This is a genomic window from Scytonema millei VB511283 (genome assembly GCF_000817735.3).
Classification (GTDB): Bacteria; Cyanobacteriota; Cyanobacteriia; order Cyanobacteriales; family Chroococcidiopsidaceae; genus Chroococcidiopsis; species Chroococcidiopsis millei_B.
In genome coordinates this window covers 131,059-150,191 of the sequence record NZ_JTJC03000008.1, presented here as the reverse complement: position 1 = coordinate 150,191, position 19,133 = coordinate 131,059, and the positions used below count along the sequence as shown (strand labels likewise).

Annotated in this window: 17 protein-coding genes and 1 pseudogene; 15 read left to right on the top strand and 3 right to left on the bottom strand. The window is 44.7% G+C overall.

All coding sequences use genetic code 11. The features are described 5' to 3' along the window. Positions 1-139: 139 nt before the first annotated feature. Positions 140-1,537 carry a beta-barrel domain-containing protein gene (locus QH73_RS22915; RefSeq protein ID WP_132867491.1) on the bottom strand — a complete coding sequence of 466 codons (1,398 nt, stop codon included), beginning with the start codon at positions 1,535-1,537 and terminating at the stop codon, positions 140-142. Positions 1,538-2,245: 708 nt separating this feature from the next. On the opposite strand from QH73_RS22915, the gene QH73_RS22910 reads away from it, so the two are divergent. From QH73_RS22910 to QH73_RS22900, 3 genes are all read left to right on the top strand, one after another. Then, positions 2,246-4,390, top strand: a complete 2,145-nt coding sequence (locus QH73_RS22910) for a peptidase domain-containing ABC transporter (protein ID WP_039714314.1) — start codon at positions 2,246-2,248, stop codon at positions 4,388-4,390. Positions 4,391-4,570: 180 nt separating this feature from the next. Beyond that, a complete protein-coding gene (locus tag QH73_RS22905; RefSeq protein ID WP_309476521.1) occupies positions 4,571-5,917 on the top strand; it encodes a 3-isopropylmalate dehydratase large subunit in 1,347 nt (448 codons plus the stop codon). A 103-nt stretch (positions 5,918-6,020) separates the two neighbouring features. Then, positions 6,021-6,917 (top strand): hypothetical protein, encoded by an 897-nt coding sequence (locus tag QH73_RS22900; protein WP_039714316.1) that lies wholly within the window; start codon positions 6,021-6,023, stop codon positions 6,915-6,917. 109 nt (positions 6,918-7,026) lie between these two features. On the opposite strand, the gene QH73_RS22895 is transcribed toward QH73_RS22900, so the two are convergent. Next, complete coding sequence (locus QH73_RS22895) at positions 7,027-8,004, bottom strand: carbohydrate kinase family protein (RefSeq protein ID WP_039714707.1); 978 nt, start codon at positions 8,002-8,004, stop codon at positions 7,027-7,029. 341 nt (positions 8,005-8,345) lie between these two features. Between QH73_RS22895 and pedR the strand changes: the two genes are divergently transcribed. The 8 genes and pseudogenes from pedR to arsS all read left to right on the top strand — a co-directional run bounded on the left by pedR (position 8,346) and on the right by arsS (position 14,081). Continuing rightward, a complete protein-coding gene (gene pedR, locus QH73_RS22890; RefSeq protein ID WP_015154161.1) occupies positions 8,346-8,621 on the top strand; it encodes a photosynthetic electron transport-dependent transcriptional regulator PedR in 276 nt (91 codons plus the stop codon). Positions 8,622-8,738: 117 nt separating this feature from the next. Then, on the top strand, positions 8,739-9,386 hold the full coding sequence (locus QH73_RS22885) for a DUF6391 domain-containing protein (RefSeq protein ID WP_039714317.1): 648 nt from the start codon (positions 8,739-8,741) through the stop codon (positions 9,384-9,386). Positions 9,387-9,516: 130 nt separating this feature from the next. Beyond that, positions 9,517-9,726, top strand: a pseudogene (locus tag QH73_RS28425) (photosystem I reaction center subunit IV); the annotation flags it as partial. Positions 9,727-9,894: 168 nt separating this feature from the next. Next, positions 9,895-10,809 (top strand): DNA-formamidopyrimidine glycosylase, encoded by a 915-nt coding sequence (locus QH73_RS22875; RefSeq protein WP_039714318.1) that lies wholly within the window; start codon positions 9,895-9,897, stop codon positions 10,807-10,809. Positions 10,810-10,918: 109 nt separating this feature from the next. After that, positions 10,919-11,134, top strand: coding sequence for an NAD(P)H-quinone oxidoreductase subunit O (locus tag QH73_RS22870; RefSeq protein WP_039714319.1), 216 nt, complete (start codon positions 10,919-10,921; stop codon positions 11,132-11,134). Positions 11,135-11,308: 174 nt separating this feature from the next. Continuing rightward, positions 11,309-11,851: a hypothetical protein gene (locus QH73_RS22865; RefSeq protein ID WP_039714320.1), complete on the top strand. Its 543-nt coding sequence runs from the start codon at positions 11,309-11,311 to the stop codon at positions 11,849-11,851. A 168-nt stretch (positions 11,852-12,019) separates the two neighbouring features. Further along, positions 12,020-12,988, top strand: coding sequence for an arsenosugar biosynthesis arsenite methyltransferase ArsM (gene arsM / locus QH73_RS22860; protein ID WP_039714321.1), 969 nt, complete (start codon positions 12,020-12,022; stop codon positions 12,986-12,988). Between the two features lie 97 nt (positions 12,989-13,085). Further along, positions 13,086-14,081 (top strand): arsenosugar biosynthesis radical SAM (seleno)protein ArsS, encoded by a 996-nt coding sequence (gene arsS, locus QH73_RS22855; protein WP_039714708.1) that lies wholly within the window; start codon positions 13,086-13,088, stop codon positions 14,079-14,081. 154 nt (positions 14,082-14,235) lie between these two features. Here the strand turns inward: arsS and ispF are convergent, their stop codons facing one another. Next, entirely contained in the window at positions 14,236-14,715 is a 480-nt protein-coding gene (ispF, locus tag QH73_RS22850) for a 2-C-methyl-D-erythritol 2,4-cyclodiphosphate synthase (protein ID WP_039714322.1), read from the bottom strand. 186 nt (positions 14,716-14,901) lie between these two features. Between ispF and QH73_RS22845 the strand changes: the two genes are divergently transcribed. The 4 genes from QH73_RS22845 to QH73_RS28980 all read left to right on the top strand — a co-directional run bounded on the left by QH73_RS22845 (position 14,902) and on the right by QH73_RS28980 (position 19,066). Beyond that, complete coding sequence (locus QH73_RS22845) at positions 14,902-15,750, top strand: vWA domain-containing protein (RefSeq protein ID WP_039714323.1); 849 nt, start codon at positions 14,902-14,904, stop codon at positions 15,748-15,750. Between the two features lie 18 nt (positions 15,751-15,768). Further along, positions 15,769-16,542: a protein phosphatase 2C domain-containing protein gene (locus QH73_RS22840; RefSeq protein WP_039714324.1), complete on the top strand. Its 774-nt coding sequence runs from the start codon at positions 15,769-15,771 to the stop codon at positions 16,540-16,542. 135 nt (positions 16,543-16,677) lie between these two features. Further along, positions 16,678-18,951, top strand: a complete 2,274-nt coding sequence (locus tag QH73_RS22835; RefSeq protein ID WP_039714325.1) for a BUD32 family EKC/KEOPS complex subunit — start codon at positions 16,678-16,680, stop codon at positions 18,949-18,951. After that, positions 18,941-19,066, top strand: a complete 126-nt coding sequence (locus QH73_RS28980; protein WP_286194169.1) for a hypothetical protein — start codon at positions 18,941-18,943, stop codon at positions 19,064-19,066. The genes QH73_RS22835 and QH73_RS28980 overlap by 11 nt, the downstream gene beginning before the upstream one ends. Positions 19,067-19,133 lie beyond the last annotated feature (67 nt).

Sequence of the window (19,133 nt, the reverse complement as noted above, 5' to 3'; positions counted from 1 at the left end):
GGAACAAAGCCCCCTTTTTAAGGGGGTTGGGGGATCGCCAAGATCTTTGCCTCACTAACCGAGATGTATTGAGTCACCAGCCACTAGTCACCAGCCACTAGTCACTGTCAACCGTCAACCGTCACCCCTCAACCAACAACTACAAACTCGTCAGTAACCTTGCTTTTCTGAGTAAAAATTTCAGCACGGTTTCTTCTTGGGCAACGATATCTGCGTTAACTTCCATTCCAGGTTTGAGTGGATAGGAGCGATCGCCTTTGACTAGATAAGGTTTTTCTGGCTGAATCGTGACTTCGTAGTAAGGTAAGGCAGCGTTGGGTGACTGAGTTTCGGGGACGATCGCATCGGCAGAAATTGCCCTGACTGCACCTCGTAAAATACCGTAATCGGGATAAGGATAGGCAGAAATCCGCAACTGCACTCTTCCGGTTTTACAGTCTGCAACTGCCGCTTGCTGGCAGATTTGAATACTACTGATATCTTGAGCAGCTACCCGCGCTTTAATTGTTAGCGCTGCTTGACTGGGAGCGATCTGCGCGATCGATTGCCCGATATTTACGACTTGTCCGGGGTTGCGTAACTCCAGTTTCAAGACTTTACCAGCGTCAGGGGTGAAGAGAACGGCTTTTTTCAGCTCGTGCTGGATTTGCTGTAGTTCTCTAGCGGCGCGATCGATTTCATTTTCCAGGGCAAGACGACGCTGCCGTAACACCTCTCGGTCTTTGTTTAAATTAGCTAGGGAGATCTCGCCTTTGGCTCGCTCTTGGGCAACTTGTTCTGTTGCCATTGCGATCGCTGCACTTGTAGGATTTAGCGCGGCTTTAGCTCCTTTGAGTTTAGCTTCAGCAGCAGCAAATGCTTGTTCTTTTTCTTTAATTTGTAACTGCGTCACCGCTCCTGTATTTGCCAGTTGCTTGAACTGTTCCATCTCAACTTTTGATAATTCTAGTGCTGCTGTTGCTTCTTGCACTTGAGCTTGGGATGTGATTTGTCGATCCTGATATTCCCGTTGATAGCGTTGCAGTTGGGCAGTAGCCGCAGCAACATTGCGCCCGATTAAGCCTGACTCAAAGTCACGCTGTCTTTTGAGGGATAGTAATTGAGCGTCAATTTGAGCCAGTTGCAGTTCGTTATTTTTGATGTTGCCCGTCACCTGTTGCTGTTTTGTCAAGAGTTGAGCGTTATCGATAATTGCGATCGCCTGTCCTTTTTTGACTGATTGGTTTTCTTTGACCAAAATCTGTTGTATGGAGCCAGCGATCGCGGCTTGGACTATTCTCGTCTCTCCTGCCGGACGGATAGTAGCAGCAGCTTTTACTATTGCTTTGTAATGAATCGTAGCCGCCAGAGCTAACCCTATACCCACTGTACCGAGCAGCAACAATCCACCTAAAGTCGTCCACAGGCTCACAGGAGGGAGAAACTCATTACTCTGAACTGGACGTAAGAAGGCAGGATTTGCTTCAGTTGGTGGGTTCTTGGGTATGTCCTGACGGACTAAACGCAAGACACTGTTTTTATTTGGTTCCGACTGCATTAGCTAGTACTTAAATAGTTTTCGATCGGGCAGAAGAAGGCGGATAGGAGTGGGTGTCAGCTATTTTCTTCACTCCAAATATTGCCAACTTGAAAGTTCATAATTCTTGATTTTTAGCTGTAATTTTTCAGTTTAATTTTTCCGAAAAAAATAATTTTTGTTCGGGTAAATTTATGTCAGAAATGCTATTGGCAGCAAAATCATAAAGAATTTTGGTTTAAATTGCAACATATTTTTTGCAAGTCTAAATACTTAAGTATCGCTACTGTATAGCAATTTTATTTGAGTTACAACTCAAATAAATATTTATCGTGGCGATCGTTAAAGTTTCCCAGACAATTGAAGATCGCCGCCTGCAATTGAGGCAAATAATTAAGCAGTATTGCATTCGTTCTCAAGACATTAAGGTTTATTAATTTGCGATCGCGGTTTTGTACAGTTGATTACACTATAGCGAGCCTAAATGATTTGTGAATCTGGGATGTTGCTGGTTGACGGTTAACGGTTAACGGTTAACTGTCAACTGTTAACAGTCAACCACCACAACGATCGGTTCATGACTCAAATAGAATCGCTATATCTAAGTCTTGAGCCAACAAAGCTTTGAGTAAATTCAGACAAATTTTTAGATTCTTATAGACATTTTCACAGAAACGCTTCCATCTGTTTGTCTGAGAAATAGTCAGCTTAATTGTAGAACCAAAAAACGTGAAACAAAAGCTTGTTCTCCAACACAGTGAAGAAGATTGCGGCGCTGCTTGTCTTGCCGCTATTGCTAAATTCTACGGACGACTGCTGAAAATTAATAGTATTAGAGAAGCAGTAGGCACGGGACCCCAAGGGACAACGCTGCTAGGTTTGCGTAGAGGTGCAGAAGCTTTAGGCTTTAATGCTCGTTCTGTCAGGGCATCTCCAGAAATTTTGTGGAAGCTACAACAACTCCCCTTACCAGCCATTATTCACTGGAAAGGCAATCACTGGGTGGTTTTGTATGGCAAGCAGGGGAAAAAATACACGATCGCCGATCCGGCGATTGGAATGCGTTATCTGTCGCGTATGGAGTTGCTAGAAGGCTGGACAGATTGGATTTTGCTGCTACTAGAACCCGATCCCGTCCGCTTTTACGCTCAAGTTGGAGAACAAGACAATCGATTTGAACAGTGGATACAGCGACTTTGGGTATATCGTGCCATTCTTGCCGAAGCATTTGGCTGCGCCCTCGCCGTTGGTTTATTGTCTCTAGCAACTCCGTTTCTACTCCAAATCTTGACAGATGACGTGTTGATTCGGGGCGATCTGCAACTACTGACATCTGTAGTACTGGCAGTCATCGTACTGAGTTTCATCAGGCGTGGTTTGGCACTGGTACAAAGCAATTTGATCGCTCATTTTGCTCAGAGAATAGAACTAGGTTTAATTCTAGAATTTGGACGGCAAATTTTACGATTGCCCCTACTTTACTATGAATCGCGGCGCAGTGGAGAAATTGTTAGTAGACTGCGAGATATTCAAGAAATAAATTTATTGCTCTCACGAGCTATTATCAGTTTGCCGGGAGAGCTATTTGTCGCTATAGTCTCCTTTGTTTTCATGCTAATGTACAGTCAAAAACTGACTTTGCTTGCTGTTTTTTTAGTAGGAGCGATGACTTTATCTACAATTTTATTTCTACCAAGCTTGCAACAAAAAACTCGTAAAGTGTTAGTTACGGAAGCAGAAAATCAAGGGATTTTAGTAGAAACATTCAAGGGAGCGCTAACACTCAAAACAACTGCTGCGGCTCCCCAGTTTTGGGAGGAATTTCAAAGTCGTTTTGGTCAACTAGCGAATCTAGCATTTGGGACAATGCAAATCGGTATTATCAATAATACCTTTTCTGGGCTAGTTGCAGACGTGGGTGGAGTAGCTCTACTTTGGTTTGGCAGTACTTTGGTTATAGGAAAAGAACTCAGTCTCGGTCAGCTACTAGCTTTTACTACCTTAAATCGCAATGTCGCAACATTTATCATTTCCTCACTCGATTTTGTCGATGAGTTTGCTCGCATCGAGACAGCTAATTCTCGCTTGCAAGAAGTAATTACCCATCCACCAGAAATCAAAGATGAAAAGCAAAAACCTTGGGTAGATATTTCCGATACAGCCGATATTGTCTGTTCTAAAATTGAGTTTCATTATCCTGGTAGAACAGATGTCGTGCAAGATTTTTTACTGACAATTCCTGGAGGTCAAGTTATAGCGTTGATCGGTAAGTCAGGTTGCGGTAAAAGCACGGTAGCTAAACTGATTGCAGGTTTATATAAGCCACAGTCGGGTAACATTCGGATTGGCAGATATAACATTCAAGATATTTCATTAGATTGCCTGCGACAACAGGTAATTTTAGTACCTCAAGAACCGCATTTTTGGAGTCGTTCGATTATTGAAAACTTTCGGTTAGGAATGCCTCACGTTCGCTTCGATCAAATTGTCAGAGCGTGCGAAATTGCTGAAGCAGATGAGTTTATTGCAAAGTTATCTGATAAGTATCAAACAGTTTTAGGTGAATTTGGCGCGAGTCTCTCGGGCGGACAAAGACAAAGATTGGCGATCGCCCGTGCTATTGTTAACAATCCACCCATTTTAATTCTCGACGAATCCACAGCAGGGTTAGATCCGGCAAGTGAATCGCAAGTATTAAATCAGTTGCTCTACCATCGTCGTGGCAAAACCACAATTTTGATCAGCCATCGTCCTCGCGTGATTCATTTAGCTGACTGGGCGATCTTTCTGCGTCAGGGAAGAATGTCTGCTCAGGGAACGATCGCAGAATTGCAAGCGCACCCTGGGGAGCATGTGGAATTTTTGCATCCGTAAACAATCCATAACAATCTATGTAGATCCCCCAACCCCCTTATAAAGGGGGCATTAATCTCCATCAGCAACAACCAGAAATTCCACTGTATTTGCAACCAAGCAAGACCTTTGGCTGTATCTTTTTGCTGTATCTTTAAAACGCAACCGCCGATCGCGAAGTAGCATAGATCCTGTAGATATGTGTCGGAAGAGAGGAATGCGATCGCTATGGGGATGACCCTGACAGAAAAAATCTTAGCTAAAGCCTCCGGTCGAAACGCGGTCGAACCAGGGGAAAATATCTGGGTGGATGTTGACTTGTTGATGACACACGATGTTTGCGGACCTGGAACAATCGGTGTCTTCAAGCGCGAGTTTGGTGCGGATACAAAAGTATGGAACCCTGAAAAGATCGTCCTCATCCCAGACCACTACATCTTTACCGCCGACGAACGCGCCAATCGCAACGTAGATATTCTACGCGATTTCGCTCAAGAACAGGGGATTAAATACTTCTACGACATCACCGATCGCGGCAATTTTAAAGCTAATCCAGATTATAAAGGGGTCTGTCACATTGCCCTCGCCCAAGAAGGGCATACCCGCCCCGGGGAAGTTTTATTTGGGACTGACTCTCATACTTGCAATGCTGGCGCTTTCGGTCAATTTGCCACTGGAATTGGTAACACCGATGCAGCATTTATTATGGGTACGGGCAAGTTACTGATTAAAGTTCCTGCCACGATGCGATTCGTCCTCGATGGTGAAATGCCCAATTACTTATTGGCGAAAGACCTGATTTTGCAAATTATCGGCGATATTAGCGTTGCGGGAGCCAACTATCGGACGATGGAATTTGCCGGGGAAACCGTCAGCCGCATGACAATGGAAGACCGCATGACCCTGTGTAATATGGCGATCGAAGCTGGGGGTAAAAATGGGACGATCGCGGCTGATGATACCACCTTCGAGTACGTCCGCGCCCGTACCGATAAACCATTCGAGCCAGTCTACACCGACTCCGATGCCAAATTCTACAGCGATCGCCGTTACGATGTCTCGCAGTTAGAGCCAGTTGTCGCTCAACCCCACTCTCCAGACAATCGCGCCCTTGCAAGAGAATGCAGTGATGTCAAGATCGATCGCGTGTACATTGGTTCCTGCACGGGGGGTAAAACTGAAGACTTTATCCACGCCGCCCATATTCTCAAAGGACAGCGAGTCAAAGTACCCACATACCTCGTACCTGCGACGCAAAAAGTCTACAACGACTTATTTACGATCAAGTACGAAGGGCAGTCGTTATCAGAAATCTTTTTGCAAGCTGGGTGTATCGAACCCGCTGCGCCCTCCTGCGCCGCTTGTTTGGGGGGACCAAAAGATACTTTCGGGCGGATGAACAAGCCGGAAGTTTGCGTTTCTACGACTAATCGTAACTTCCCCGGTCGCATGGGTGATAAGTCAGCGCAAATTTATCTCGCTTCCCCCTACACAGCTGCTGCTTCCGCCTTGACAGGTTACGTCACCGATCCGAGAGAGTTTTTGTAAGTCGTAAGTCGTAAGTCGTAAGTCGTAAGTTAAGATTCTGTCTCTTACCTCTTACCTCTTACCAATTACCCATTACCAATTACCGTTATCAGGAAAAATTACAATGAATCTGCGAAATTTAGTTAGAACGTATAATTATTTGAGTCCGCAGCAAAAAATTGTGATGGCGATCGCGGCAGTTTTAGGTGGTGGAGTCTTGCTGTGCATTCCTTTGTTGTCGCTACAGCCATCCCGTCCACCTGCTGTGAGTACAGGTGGTGCTGTTGGTAATCCCAACGGCGGACAAAATCCTTCAGGGGACAACACCGAACCGAGTCAAGCCGCACCCCTTGACACCGCAAATCCTATCGATCTCCCTTCAGATACCAGTGCTGGAACTGCATCAGGCGGCGATTCTGCTTTTGGTGGAAGTACCGATTCTTCTGGTAGCGGTGGTAGCAACTCCCTAGATACCACAGATCCGCTAGATGAAAGAGTCGCAAATCAGCGGCGATCGCCTGCGTCGTTGAACGATTCTTTATCCAATAATGTAGACAACCCTTACTCTCAATCGACAATGGGTCGTTACCAGTCTCCTACTAGCATCAGCAACAGCCCCTATAGTGCTAGTCCTGGCAGTAGTAGTAATTTATCAACTGCCTACAGTCGTGGTGCTGGTGGCTCGTCTACATCTTCATCATCGTCCCGATTATCTAATCTCGAACCTGCTAAAGGCAACAACTTTACCTATCTCAACCCCTTCAGCCCGAATAGCGGTAATGGAACCACAGGGACTAATCCCAACGCGACAAACCTTCCCGGTAATCCCTCAGCAATTCCCAGCCAAAGCGCGATCGCTCCTAGCGGCTTGAGTGGTACTAGCAATGGCATGAATGCTTCTCCTAGCAATGGTTCTAGCAGTGTTGCTCCCCAAACTGCACCAGCTCCCACCAGCCAACAAAATCCTTCTTTCCCAACTCCTTCTTCCCCAGGCAATACCCAGTCAGCGCCAAATCCTTGAAGAAGGGGAGTAGGGGAAGAGAGTTGGGGGAGCTGAGGGAGCTGAGGGAGCAAAAAACAACCGTCAACCGTCAACCGTCAACTACCAACTACCAATTAGCACCACTCTCTTACCCCTCATTCCTTGTTAAAAAAGCTTCCACTTCTGCGGCGGTGGGTTGGGCGGCGATCGCTCCTGGTTTGGTTGTCGTCAGCGCCCCTGCCGCACTAGCATAGGTGACAACCTGTTTGGCAATTGCTGCATCGGTAAGGCTGTGAATACCTCGTTGACATAACTGATGGACAAAGCCAGCGACAAAGCTGTCACCCGCACCAGTGGTTTCCACGACAGGAACGGAAAAACTAGGGACTTTACCCTCATTTTCTGACAAACAATAAGCGCAACCATTTTCTCCATCCGTGATCAGCACTCCTTCGACGGTATTGAGGCGATAGGCGATCGCCCCTGGATCGGCTGTTTGAAACAGCAAGAGTGCTTCTTCTTTGGAAAGTTTGAGAAAATCGACTTGCGGTACGATTTCTAAGATTGTCGCGACAGCCTGAGCGGGATCTTGCCAAAATACAGGTCGCCAGTTGACATCTAACAAGATTTTGGCGTTGTATTGGTCTGCGAGTTGTAAAGCGCGGCGGACGCTAGCACCACTCTCGGGATAAGCAAGTTCTAAAGTTCCCAGTACCAGAAAATCAGCGTCCTCAAATAGGGATACAGGCAAAGCAGACGTTTGTAGATGCGTATCGGCAAATTCTGCCGTGTCGTAATCGGCAAACCCTGCAAAAATGCGATCGCCCGACTCAGTGCGGGTAACATAGATTTGCCGTGTTGGTGCTGTTGGATGACGTTGAATCCCCGTCGTATCGACTCCTACAGTTTTTAGTAACTCGACTAAGGTATTTCCTGGTTCGTCTTTACCCACACAGCCAATGAAACTAGAAGTTGTACCGAGTTTGACCAAAGCACAGGCGACATTAGCAGGTGCGCCACCAGGATAGGGTGTCCAAGACTCAACTTGTTCGAGCGATCGCCCTAGTTGATCGGCAATGAGATCGAACAGAATTTCACCCAAGCACAGCACGCGAGAATTACTCATTCCAGCTAGCATTTAATGAATGTACGACTTTACCAATACCCTACAACAGAAACAGTTGTCAGTTATCAGTGACTAGTGACTGGTGACTAGTGACTAGACCGAAACTAAGAATTTGGTTCCACCAGCCACTAGCCGCTAGCCACTCACTACTTCTTCTTTAAGTAACAAATATTACTTAATTAAGCTTTACTAAATTTATTACAGTTATCTTTTTGCGCCAATGTCAGCTCATAGAGCAAAAATACTAGTCGAACTTATAAAACGATAGAGGATCGTCACTAGAAGAATCCTCTAGAATTGAAAGAGGAGCGTGAGTAGATCTACTAAGGAAAAAATACTTCATGGCTGGTGGCGAGTCTCAAAACCCTGTTTCCCTGTCAGAAAGAGAGCTACAAATCATCGATTTGGTAGCTGCTGGCTTGACCAATCAGGAAATAGCAGAAAAATTGGAAATTAGCAAGCGTACTGTTGACAATCACATCAGTAATATTTTGACTAAAACAGCTACAGAAAATCGCGTATCTTTGGTGCGATGGGCTTTACAGTGGGGGAAAGTCTGTCTTAACGATGTTAACTGCTGCCCTTTACCCGTGAGTGGCGATCGCGAAGTTTTCTAGCAATTAAATTTTCTAACAATAGTCGAGTCGCGAAATTTCGCGGCTCGACTGCTTTAAAGTAGTAAGCGCTAGATTAAGAGAAAAGTCTCCGATCGGGCTGCTACTAGCGGTGTTGGTATGAACAATTTTGCCCCAGACAACGTTTTTGAATCGTTAATCCCTTGGTTCAATTTTGAGGAGAATATTCCTCAGCCTACCCAAGACGCGGATTTGGTCAAGCACCTTCCCTTTGTTCCTGGGTTGAAAGAACTGTTGACGCTGAGGCAAGTTCATGCACTAGAACACGCTACAGTTTGGCTCTTAAGCCAGTCAGGGCGATCGCCATATCCTCGTTTTTCGTCCCAGCAAAAAGACAACGAATCGTTAGGCGGTCTATCTACTGAACGAGGCTTTTACATTTACGGTCAGGTGAATAAAATCGAACTACAACGGGCAGTGCTGGCAGCCCTTCAGCGTCTTACCAATGGAGAGTGGAATTTAGCCTTGCATCCCCGTTGCGGTACGAATGTGTCGGTAGGATTGTTACTAGGCTTGGGATTAGTCATGGGTATGCATCTGCTGCTACCGCGATCGCCGATCGAGCAGATGTTAGGGTTAGGAGTCGCAGCAACAGCCGCAGCCAATTTAACCCCCGAACTGGGAATGCTAGCACAGCGCTATGTCACGACAGCTATCCCCTTCAATTTGGAAATAGTTGAGATCGCAGATGTTCGCGACGAAACCGGACGCACTGCTCACTTCGTCCAAGTTCGCTGGCAAGAATAGGGGTGAGGAGCGAGTGCGCCTCCTCACCCCTTCAGATAACTTAACAGTTGATTGTGAGATTACCAAAACATTGTATGTTGATGCTATTAACCCGCTCGATTAGCAATTATCTATAACAGGGAAGATACTCATGGTTGAACGTGGTTCTAAAGTGCGGATCTTAAGAAGAGAATCCTACTGGTATCAAGATGTTGGTCTTGTTGCTTCTGTTGACAAAAGCGGCATCAAGTATCCAGTCATCGTTCGCTTTGATAAGGTGAACTATGCTGGCGTAAATACTAACAACTTTGCTGATTTTGAACTTCTAGAAATAGAAAAACCAAAAGCTAAAGCGAAGAAGGCTACGCCTGTGGCTTCTGGTGGTCAGCAAACTCCCATTCAGGAAGATATCCGCAAGACAGGACAAGCTGGACAATCTACAGCTAAAGGTGCTGCCGTACAAGAATCCGGTAGTAGCGATCCACTGGTAGAAGGTGGTGGCAATCAGGGAACCGAAAAACGATAAATCGTGCCTGAACTACCAGAGGTAGAAACAGTTCGACGGGGTGCAAATCAAGTCACCCTGAATCGAGAAATTACGGGTGGGGATGTGTTGCTCGATCGCACCATTGCCTACCCGTTTTCTGTGACAGATTTTCTCAACGGCATCTCGGGAAAAGCGATCGCCCAATGGCATCGACGCGGGAAGTATTTGCTGGCAGAGTTAGTAACAGTTACCAGTTACCAGTTACCAGTTACCACCGACTCCCGACTCCCTAGTACGGGCGCACAGCAGTGCGCCCCTACCGACTCCCGATCGTGGTTGTGCGTCCACTTACGAATGACTGGACAGTTGTTATGGCTTCCACGGGACGAACCTTTACATAAACATACGCGAGTCCGATTATTTTTTGCTGAGAATTGGGAATTGCGCTTCGTCGATCAACGCACTTTCGGACAGATGTGGTGGGTTCCTCCAGAACGAGCAGTTGAATCAGTCGTGACGGGATTAGCAACATTGGGTCCCGATCCGTTTTCTCCAGATTTTTCTGTGGAGTATTTTGCGGCAAAATTGCGCGATCGCCGTCGTCCGATCAAAAATGCTTTATTAGACCAATCAATCGTTGCAGGCATAGGTAACATCTACGCTGACGAAGCGTTGTTCCGTGCTGGCGTGCAACCACAGACTTTATGTGCGGATTTGCGATCGCCACAAATATCGCGCCTGCAAACCGCCATTCTTGAAGTGTTAGAAGCGAGTATCAACGCTGGTGGGACGACTTTTAGTAATTTTCTCAACGTCCAAGGCGTTAACGGTAATTATGGCGGTGTAGCTTGGGTTTATAACCGAGCGGGCAAACCCTGCCGCATCTGCGATACTCCCATACTAAAGCTGCGTCTAGCTGGGCGATCGGCTCACTTCTGTCCGCAATGCCAGAAATGAGGGGCGAGGGAATTCGGAATTAATATCAATTCCCTGCTCTCTACTCCCTGCTCCCTGATAACTGTAAAATGCGAAAAGAATATAGTTTAGCGATTTTAAAGAGCAGCATATGGCGATTAAAAGAGGGGATATGGTTCGTGCCGTGCGCGAACAGCTAGAAAATAGCCTAGAAGCAAAAGCTAGCGATTCTCGCTTTCCCAGCTATATTTTTGAAACTAAAGGAGAGGTTTTAGATGTTAAAGGTGACTATGCTTTAGTCGTATTTGGGCATGTACCAACTCCGAATATTTGGTTGCGAGTCGATCAGCTAGAGTCATTCAAGTAAAGTTAACAGGAGACGGAAAACAGGAGACAGGACATAGAGGACACATTTGTAGTTGCAAGGTTGCAACAGGGGTTATACTCAGTTAACTAATTCTCTGGCGGATTGTAAAAAGGCGATCGCTTTTTTACAATCTTGAGGATTAGCTACGACCGAATTTAAGAAACATTGAACTAAATGACAAATATTTCGGCTGATACCCGCATTCCTTTCCCATGTCACCTTGTCTACGCTACATACCGAGATAAGCTGAACGATCTCATTCCCTACATGCATAACGTGCGATCGGTTCAAATCAAATCTCGGCGCGAAGAAAACGGCAAAGTTTACACCATAAATGAATGGCATGGTGGTGGTGAAATTCCTGCCGCAGCTAGAGCAATTCTCAGCGAAGATATGCTTTCTTGGACGGAATACAATACTTGGGATGAATCAAAGCTGACGCTGGAATGGCAAATCAAAACTCATGCTTTCACAGAAGCCGTGCATTGTGGCGGGAAGAATCAATTCATTGCTGAGGGTGATACAACTTTAATTCAGAGTCGGGGAGAAATGAGTATCGATCCGCATCAGATGAAAGGAGTGCCTTGGTTTCTGACTGGGACTATAGCCCATGTGGTTGAGGATTTTTTAGGTAAAAAAATTGAGCCTAATTTATTACAGATGAGCGAAGGCGTGCGTCATTTTTTAGAACAAGCAACAAAAAATCGATCGCTTTGACACGGATTGTCCTTAGCTACCCCAGGGCGATCGCCAGTTCGTCTCTGCTGCGTCAAAACGTCAACCGCTACTTCTTTATGAGGATTCGCGAGAGTAAAAATCCGCTAGAGTAGAACACAGTGCCAAAGAATATACCATATTCATCTCGGCATTTTACTCCAGCTGACAATGAGTTATTTAGAGACAACAGCAAAGTTTTACTCCGAAGTCGCAGAAACACCCCAAGTGGGTCTATGCTGTGTGCAAAGCAGTCCCCTGCAACTACCTGGACTCAAAATTCCCCTGGCAATGCAGGAGATGAACTACGGTTGCGGTACAACTGTTCACCCTACTGAACTAGCCAACCAACCGACAGTGTTATATGTAGGCGTTGGCGGCGGTTTAGAGGCATTACAATTTGCTTATTTTTCTCGTCGTCCTGGTGCTGTGATTGCTGTCGATCCGGTTGCAGCCATGCGCGAAGCAGCTACACGGAACCTACAAGCTGCTGTGACAGAAAATCCTTGGTTCGATCCTAGTTTTGTCGAAATTCGGGCAGGTGATGCTTTTAATCTCCCCATGCCAGATGCATCTGTGGATGTAGTAGCGCAGAACTGTCTGTTTAATATATTTGAACCAGCAGATTTAACTCTTGCTTTAAAAGAAGCTTGGCGAGTGCTAAAACCAGGCGGACGCTTGCAAATGAGCGATCCAATTGCCACTCGTCCGATTCCAGTTCACCTGCAACAAGATGAAAGACTGCGGGCGATGTGTTTGTCGGGCGCACTTACATATGATGAGTACACCCAGAAGATTGTAAATGCTGGTTTTGGACAAGTTGAAATTCGGGCGCGTCGTCCCTATCGCTTGTTAGATTGTCATACATATAACCTGGAAGAAAATTTGCTTTTAGAAAGCCTCGATTCCGTATCTTTTAAAGTACCAATTCCAGAAGATGGAGCCTGTATTTTTACAGGTAAAACAGCCATTTATGCCGGGACAGAACCCTTTTTTGATGACTCAGCCGGACATGTACTTCAACAAGGAATTCCAGCCGCAGTCTGCGATAAAACAGCAGCTAAACTTGCTGCTTTGATGCCAAGTGAAGTTATAGTAACTAATTCGACTTGGCACTATACTGGGGGCGGATGTTGTTAGTTAATAGTTAATAGTTAATGGTTGATGGTTGATGGTTGAGATGAATCGGAAATTGACCATTAACTATCGATCGCAAAAGAAAAGTACTTGTCAAATCATGATTCAAACATCAATTACACCTTTCGCTCGTAAATTAAAAACGCCTTTAACTAAAAGTCAAATCAAAGTTTTACAAATAAATTTAGGTAAACGCTGTAACCTGGCTTGCACTCATTGCCATGTTGAAGCAAGTCCAAAACGAACAGAGGAACTGTCACCAGAAATTTGCGACCAACTAATTCAAGTCATTGAACGTTTTCCCGAAATTCAAATTGTCGATTTAACTGGTGGCGCGCCAGAAATGAATTACGGTTTTAAACCTATAGTTGAAGCCGCACACCAACATGGTAAGCAAGTTATTGTTAGATCTAATTTAACGATTTACTTTGAACCTGGTTTTGAAGACTTGCCAGAATATTGCACTCGACATCAAACGAGAATCGTTGCTTCACTCCCCTGCTATATGGCGACAAATGTGGATAAAATGCGGGGCAAAGGAGTTTTTGATGCATCTGTAAAAGCAATACAGGCTCTCAATCGCTTAGGTTATGGTAAAGAGCCTGAATTAATTCTCGACTTGGTATACAATCCTCAGCTACCAGTCAGCGATCGCTTCTCTCTGACTCCCGACCAACAGAAGCTAGAAAAGGATTATAAAATCTTTTTGCAAGAACATTTTGGAATTACATTCAATAACTTATTTACAATAACTAACTTACCAGTAGGACGTACGCTAGCGTATCTACAACGAAAGAAACTTTATGCTCCATACTTAGAATTTCTAGAAGCTAATTTTAATCCGAACACAGTAGAACACTTAATGTGTCGGGATGAACTTTCTGTAGATTATTTAGGTAAGATCTACGACTGTGATTTTAATCAAATGATGAATTTGCCAGCCAAAACTCGCGCGGGGGAAACTTTAACAGTAGCGAAAATTTTGGCAGCAGGAACTTTAGATGTTATTGATGAAATTCAAACCGTACCTTATTGTTACGGCTGCACGGCTGGAAGTGGTTCTAGTTGTGGTGGAGCGTTGACAGTTAACAGTTGACAGTTATCAGTTATCAGTTATCAGTTAACAGTTGACAGTTATCAGTTATCAGTTATCAGTAAGTAGGGAGTAGGGAGCAGAGGGGCAGAGGGGCTTCAGGAGCAGAGGAGCAACTACCAACTACCAACTACCAACTACCAATGACCAATGACAATTACTGCACTAATAAAGCAACAGCATAGGCGCAGATCCCTTCTTCGCGTCCTTCGGGACCTAATTTTTCGTTGGTAGTTGCTTTGATCCCGATTTGTTCTGGCTGCACTTGCAAGACGGTGGCAAGGCGATCGCGCATAGCTGTAATATACGGTTTTAGTTTCGGACGTTCTGCCACGACGACGGAATCGATATTACCGATTTGCCAACCCCGTTCTTGAATCAGTTGATTGACTTTACTCAGCAGTACCAAACTATCTGCACCCTTCCATTGCGGATCGGATGGGGGGAAATACAAGCCAATATCTCCCAGGCTTAGCGCTCCCAGCATGGCATCCATAATCGCATGGGTGAGTACGTCAGCATCGCTATGTCCCAATAATCCCAGTTCGTGCGGAATTTCCACCCCTCCCAGAATCAGACGGCGTTCTGTAGTGAGTTGGTGGATGTCGTAGCCGTTACCGATGCGAATTTTTTGCATAGAGTGAGTTTCCTGTGAATATATGTAATTGAGTTGTTAATTATTGGCAATACAACTTTAAAACTTTGCGATCGCCAAAAACAGACTTTAGATCGCCAACACTAATCTACCAGGCGCAGTCAGTCATTTAGTCAAGTGCGGGGATTTTGTATAATCGCTCCCACAAATCTTTGGGACTTAACTGCTATGTCTTATATTCAAGAAATTAGTCGCGCTACGCCAGGATACCTAGTCATCCTGATCGATCAATCTTTTTCTATGTGTTATCCGTTTGGTTCCGCAGGCACTAAATCGAAAGAATGTGCTAAGGCTGTAAATCGGGTATTGCGCGAGACAGTTTTAGCCTGTACCGATGGCGAGGATATCAAGAATAGCTGTGACATCTCAGTATTGGGCTATGGCAAGCTCAAAGATGCAGCCGTCAATGCTTTTTCGGGAGCATTAGCCGCGAAGCCAGTCGTCAGCATTCAAGAACTCACCGAAAATTGCTTGCGAGTCGAAACGATAAAAAGAAAAGTATCGGATGGAGCAGGCGGATTAGTAGAAATCGACGACCAATTTCCGATCTGGATCGAACCTGCGGCGGTGGGAGAAACTCCCATGACAGAAGCATTCGAGATGGCACATCAGTTAGTCCAAGACTGGATTGAAACGCATCCTTCCAGCTTTCCCCCGGTTGTGATTAATATTACCGATGGTGAAGCCGACTCCTTACCCACAACTCGCAAAGCAGCTGAAGCACTGGCTGGACTAGAAACGGAGGATGGCAAGACTTTGTTACTCAACGCTCATATCTCTGGTAATGCAGCACAAGAAGTCGTCCTTCCCGCTGCTCCCACTCAGTTACCCAAGGGAGATAGTTACGCTCAATTTTTATTTGAAACTTCTAGCGAATTACCCCCAAATATGCTCGAACGAGCTGCGGCATCTGGATTAAATCCAACTCCATACGCCAAAGGTTTTGTGTATAATGCCAAACTCGAAACCCTGATTCAACTATTAGAAATAGGAACAAAAGCAGAATTTCGCGGGTAGATTGTCTACCTAAATTCAATGTCTTATGAAATCCGCTATTTCTCTCTTCCTAAAGTTGGCGAACTAGAACAAAACATTCAAGATCGCTTTGAGAATAGCCCCGATGGTAGTTTAGTAGCTCTAGCAGACGGGGCTAGTACTTCGTTATACCCGCAAAAATGGGCGGAAATTCTCGTCAAATCTTTTTGCCATGTAGCAGAAAACCCGATTGAGAGCATCCGGCGATCGCACGAGGAATGGTTGCAGCCATCGCAAGAAATCTGGCGACAATATTACTTGAGCAAACTTCAATCTCCTAATCGTAAATGGTGGCAAGGAGGTTCGGACATCAAGAATCGCGGCTCAGCTACTTTTTTGGGGTTACAACTACAAAACTTAGAGCTACAAAACTTAGAGCCTTATACCAAAAGTCAATGGCAAGCTGTCGCCGTAGGAGATACTTGTTTATTTAAACTAGAGCAGGAGACTGGCAATCTTCTCACTTTTCCTCTGACCGCTGCACGAGAGTTTAAAGGCACAACACTCTGTTTTGAGAGTTTACCAGAATACGCCTCATTTCCGCCTCAGTTTACCGCAGGATGGTACGAGTGCGGAGATATTTTTTTACTAGCAACAGATGCCTTGTCTCAGTGGTTTTTAGCAGATTACGAAGCCCAAGGGGAAGACTGGAAAAAGATGTTTTATTTTCAAAATCAACATGATTTCGCTGGCTTTATTAACAAACTCAGACAACAAAAACTGATTAAAAACGATGACACGACATTAGTAGTAATAAGAGTGAGTAGTGGCTAGTGGTTGGTGGCTAGTCGCTAGTAGTTAGTGGTTAGTGGCTAGTCGCTAGTTTTTAGTAGTAGAATTCTTCATCTAGTCACTAGTCACCAGCCACTAGTCACTGATAACTGATAACTGACAACTGATAACTGATTTATGAAATATCCCAGTCGTTCCGAATACTGTAGCGCAATTCGCAATCCTCAGTTTGCTTTTCGTAAAAAAGATCCTCAAACCAAAATTGAGCGCGATTTGGATGCAAGCTTGGTCGCGGGAAAAGCAGTAGAAAGAATTAAGCCTGATGGTACTAAAGATATTTGGTCGGCTGCTGGAAGTTTCGCCATTGCTTTTAAATTTGAAACTTCATCGCCTCACAAACTTTGGGCAGTGAGATGTTTCTACCGGAGTAATTTCGAGGTCAAAAATCACTATAAACAGGCTTTAATCCGATTAAAAAATAGTTCCTGTCGAAGTTATTTTGTAGATTCTACCTTTTTAGAAGCAGGAATTAGAGTTCAAGGTGATTGCTATCCGATTCTGAAAATGGAATGGGTAGAAGGGAAAAATTTAAAAAAGTTTATTAAAGCAAACCTAGGCAAAAGAAATGTTTTACTCTCTTTGGCAGAGCGATGGCGGGAATTGTGTAAGAACTTATATGACGCTGGTATTGCTCACGGCGATTTGCAACATGGTAATGTTTTGGTAGTTAAATCTTTTCCACAGTTGGCGCTCAAACTTATTGATTATGACAGCCTTTACTTTTCAGAAGATCGCCATGCAGTTGATGATAATATTAAAGGATTGTCTGACTACCAACATCCTTTGAGAAAATCTTTAGAGAAAAGATGTTTGGAAATTGATTTCTTTCCTCAGCTAGTAATTTATTTGTCTATTTTGGCTCTGGCAGAAGATAAAAAATTATGGGAAGTTTATCAACTAGATGCTAGAGAAGGATTGCTATTTTCACGGACAGATTTTCAAAATCCCGATACAGCAGATATCTTCAAATCTCTAGCTCAACTCTGCGATCCGATTCCAGAGTTGGCAAGAAAGATGAAACAGATTTGCCGATTAAAAGAGTTTAGAAATATCCCTGGTTTAGCAACAGTTCTCTCTCAGGAACAGTGGGTAGAATCGCATCATCCGAATTCCGTCGAGCGACATTCTAGTTCTCATCAACTGCTCAATTCGATTGTTTCTTGGTTGAAGGAAAGATCCCCCCAACCCACGCCACTTTGCGGTAGCGGGGACACCTCCGCACGCAAGTGGCTCCCCTTAAAAAGGGGGGCTATGAGAGCATTTTCTGGAGTTGGTCAGGCGAGCGATCTAGTTGCAACAAACTTAGAACAGGGGGCTATGAGAAAATCTCCTGAAGTGGCTAAGGTGAGCGATCGCCCTTCGTTAGCAACAGACTTAAAACACGAGTCTATAGGAGAATGTCCTGAAGTGCAAGCAGCAGATCGCTCGGAGCCAGTAGTCAAAATAACTGCGCTTCCAAGTGAAATTCAACCAATTCAATCTTTCGCTGCATCTCCAAAAAAGATAGGAGGATGGGACCCGCGATCGCTTAAGTCAGACTATACAAAATACATCAAACCAGTTAGTTCAATTCGTACTAATAGCACAAAAATCTCATTAACTCCTACTCAGTTTGTAACTTGGGCAAAGCAAAAAACTGAGATAGTTCTAAACTGGATAAGTAATACAAAAGATAATGTATTGAAAACCTGTCATTCAGCGCTGAGGAATTTAGCCTTACAATCGCAAAACTTGAAGTCAACAACTGTACAGGCGATCGCAGCTATATTCAATCGATTGAAACAAATCGATCGAGTTCAAATTCCAACAAACCCTGTCATTCCTCAACCAAAAATCATCGATACACACAGCAGAGGACAAGAAGGAAGCAAAATTTCTGACTTGAGTTGCGTTACTTCTGTATCAACTTTGGCAAATCCATCTGTTCCTGGAACCAATCGCGCTCAAACCTTCGTCCAGTTACAACCGCCCCAGCCAAAAACCCAAACGACTGCCCAAGTCGCCGCCCAACTGGGGTGTTCTTTGAGTTGGTGTCACGCTCAACGATATCAGCATCCAGATCGATTCTTAACTGACACCCACTACTACAAGGATGCAGCGGGAGTCGTACATTGGATGGAAGCAGGAATCGAGCAATTACGCTGTCTGAAGTCACAAAAAAAATTATCTGGTATTCCGGCAAACTCTTTACCAACCAAAGAAGTTAGCCGTCGTCTAGGGGTTTCACCAGAATGGCTGACCAAGACCAAAGCCAAACATGCCTCTGACTTTGCGATCGAAATTCACTATCACACCGATGCTAGAAAAAGGTACTATTGGACTCCGACAGGTATTCAGCTACTACAAAAACTGCTCGAGGAGCAAAAACCGCTTGTAGTAGATGGTTGGTAGTTTGGAGAAAAATACGTCATGTATAGCGGCTTTAACAATACAAAAGGGAGAAAATATGATGCGATCGCCCTCAGCAACAACTGAAGAAGCGATCGCCATCTACTCGATTATCTAAAATTTGGCTTGTTATCTCATATCCGGTTAATTGACCGTAAATTCTGTAAGGGCGGGTTTGTTGAGAT

Coding starts and splice junctions, on each gene's coding strand:
- QH73_RS28980 (WP_286194169.1), top strand. CDS start 18,941: ATGGTTGGTAGTTTGGAGAAAAATACGTCATGTATAGCGGCTTTAACA.
- QH73_RS22840 (WP_039714324.1), top strand. CDS start 15,769: ATGTCTTATGAAATCCGCTATTTCTCTCTTCCTAAAGTTGGCGAACTA.
- QH73_RS22885 (WP_039714317.1), top strand. CDS start 8,739: ATGAACAATTTTGCCCCAGACAACGTTTTTGAATCGTTAATCCCTTGG.
- pedR (WP_015154161.1), top strand. CDS start 8,346: ATGGCTGGTGGCGAGTCTCAAAACCCTGTTTCCCTGTCAGAAAGAGAG.
- QH73_RS22870 (WP_039714319.1), top strand. CDS start 10,919: ATGGCGATTAAAAGAGGGGATATGGTTCGTGCCGTGCGCGAACAGCTA.
- QH73_RS22835 (WP_039714325.1), top strand. CDS start 16,678: ATGAAATATCCCAGTCGTTCCGAATACTGTAGCGCAATTCGCAATCCT.
- QH73_RS22895 (WP_039714707.1), bottom strand. CDS start 8,004: ATGAGTAATTCTCGCGTGCTGTGCTTGGGTGAAATTCTGTTCGATCTC.
- QH73_RS22900 (WP_039714316.1), top strand. CDS start 6,021: ATGAATCTGCGAAATTTAGTTAGAACGTATAATTATTTGAGTCCGCAG.
- ispF (WP_039714322.1), bottom strand. CDS start 14,715: ATGCAAAAAATTCGCATCGGTAACGGCTACGACATCCACCAACTCACT.
- QH73_RS22845 (WP_039714323.1), top strand. CDS start 14,902: ATGTCTTATATTCAAGAAATTAGTCGCGCTACGCCAGGATACCTAGTC.
- QH73_RS22865 (WP_039714320.1), top strand. CDS start 11,309: ATGACAAATATTTCGGCTGATACCCGCATTCCTTTCCCATGTCACCTT.
- arsS (WP_039714708.1), top strand. CDS start 13,086: ATGATTCAAACATCAATTACACCTTTCGCTCGTAAATTAAAAACGCCT.
- QH73_RS22915 (WP_132867491.1), bottom strand. CDS start 1,537: ATGCAGTCGGAACCAAATAAAAACAGTGTCTTGCGTTTAGTCCGTCAG.
- arsM (WP_039714321.1), top strand. CDS start 12,020: ATGAGTTATTTAGAGACAACAGCAAAGTTTTACTCCGAAGTCGCAGAA.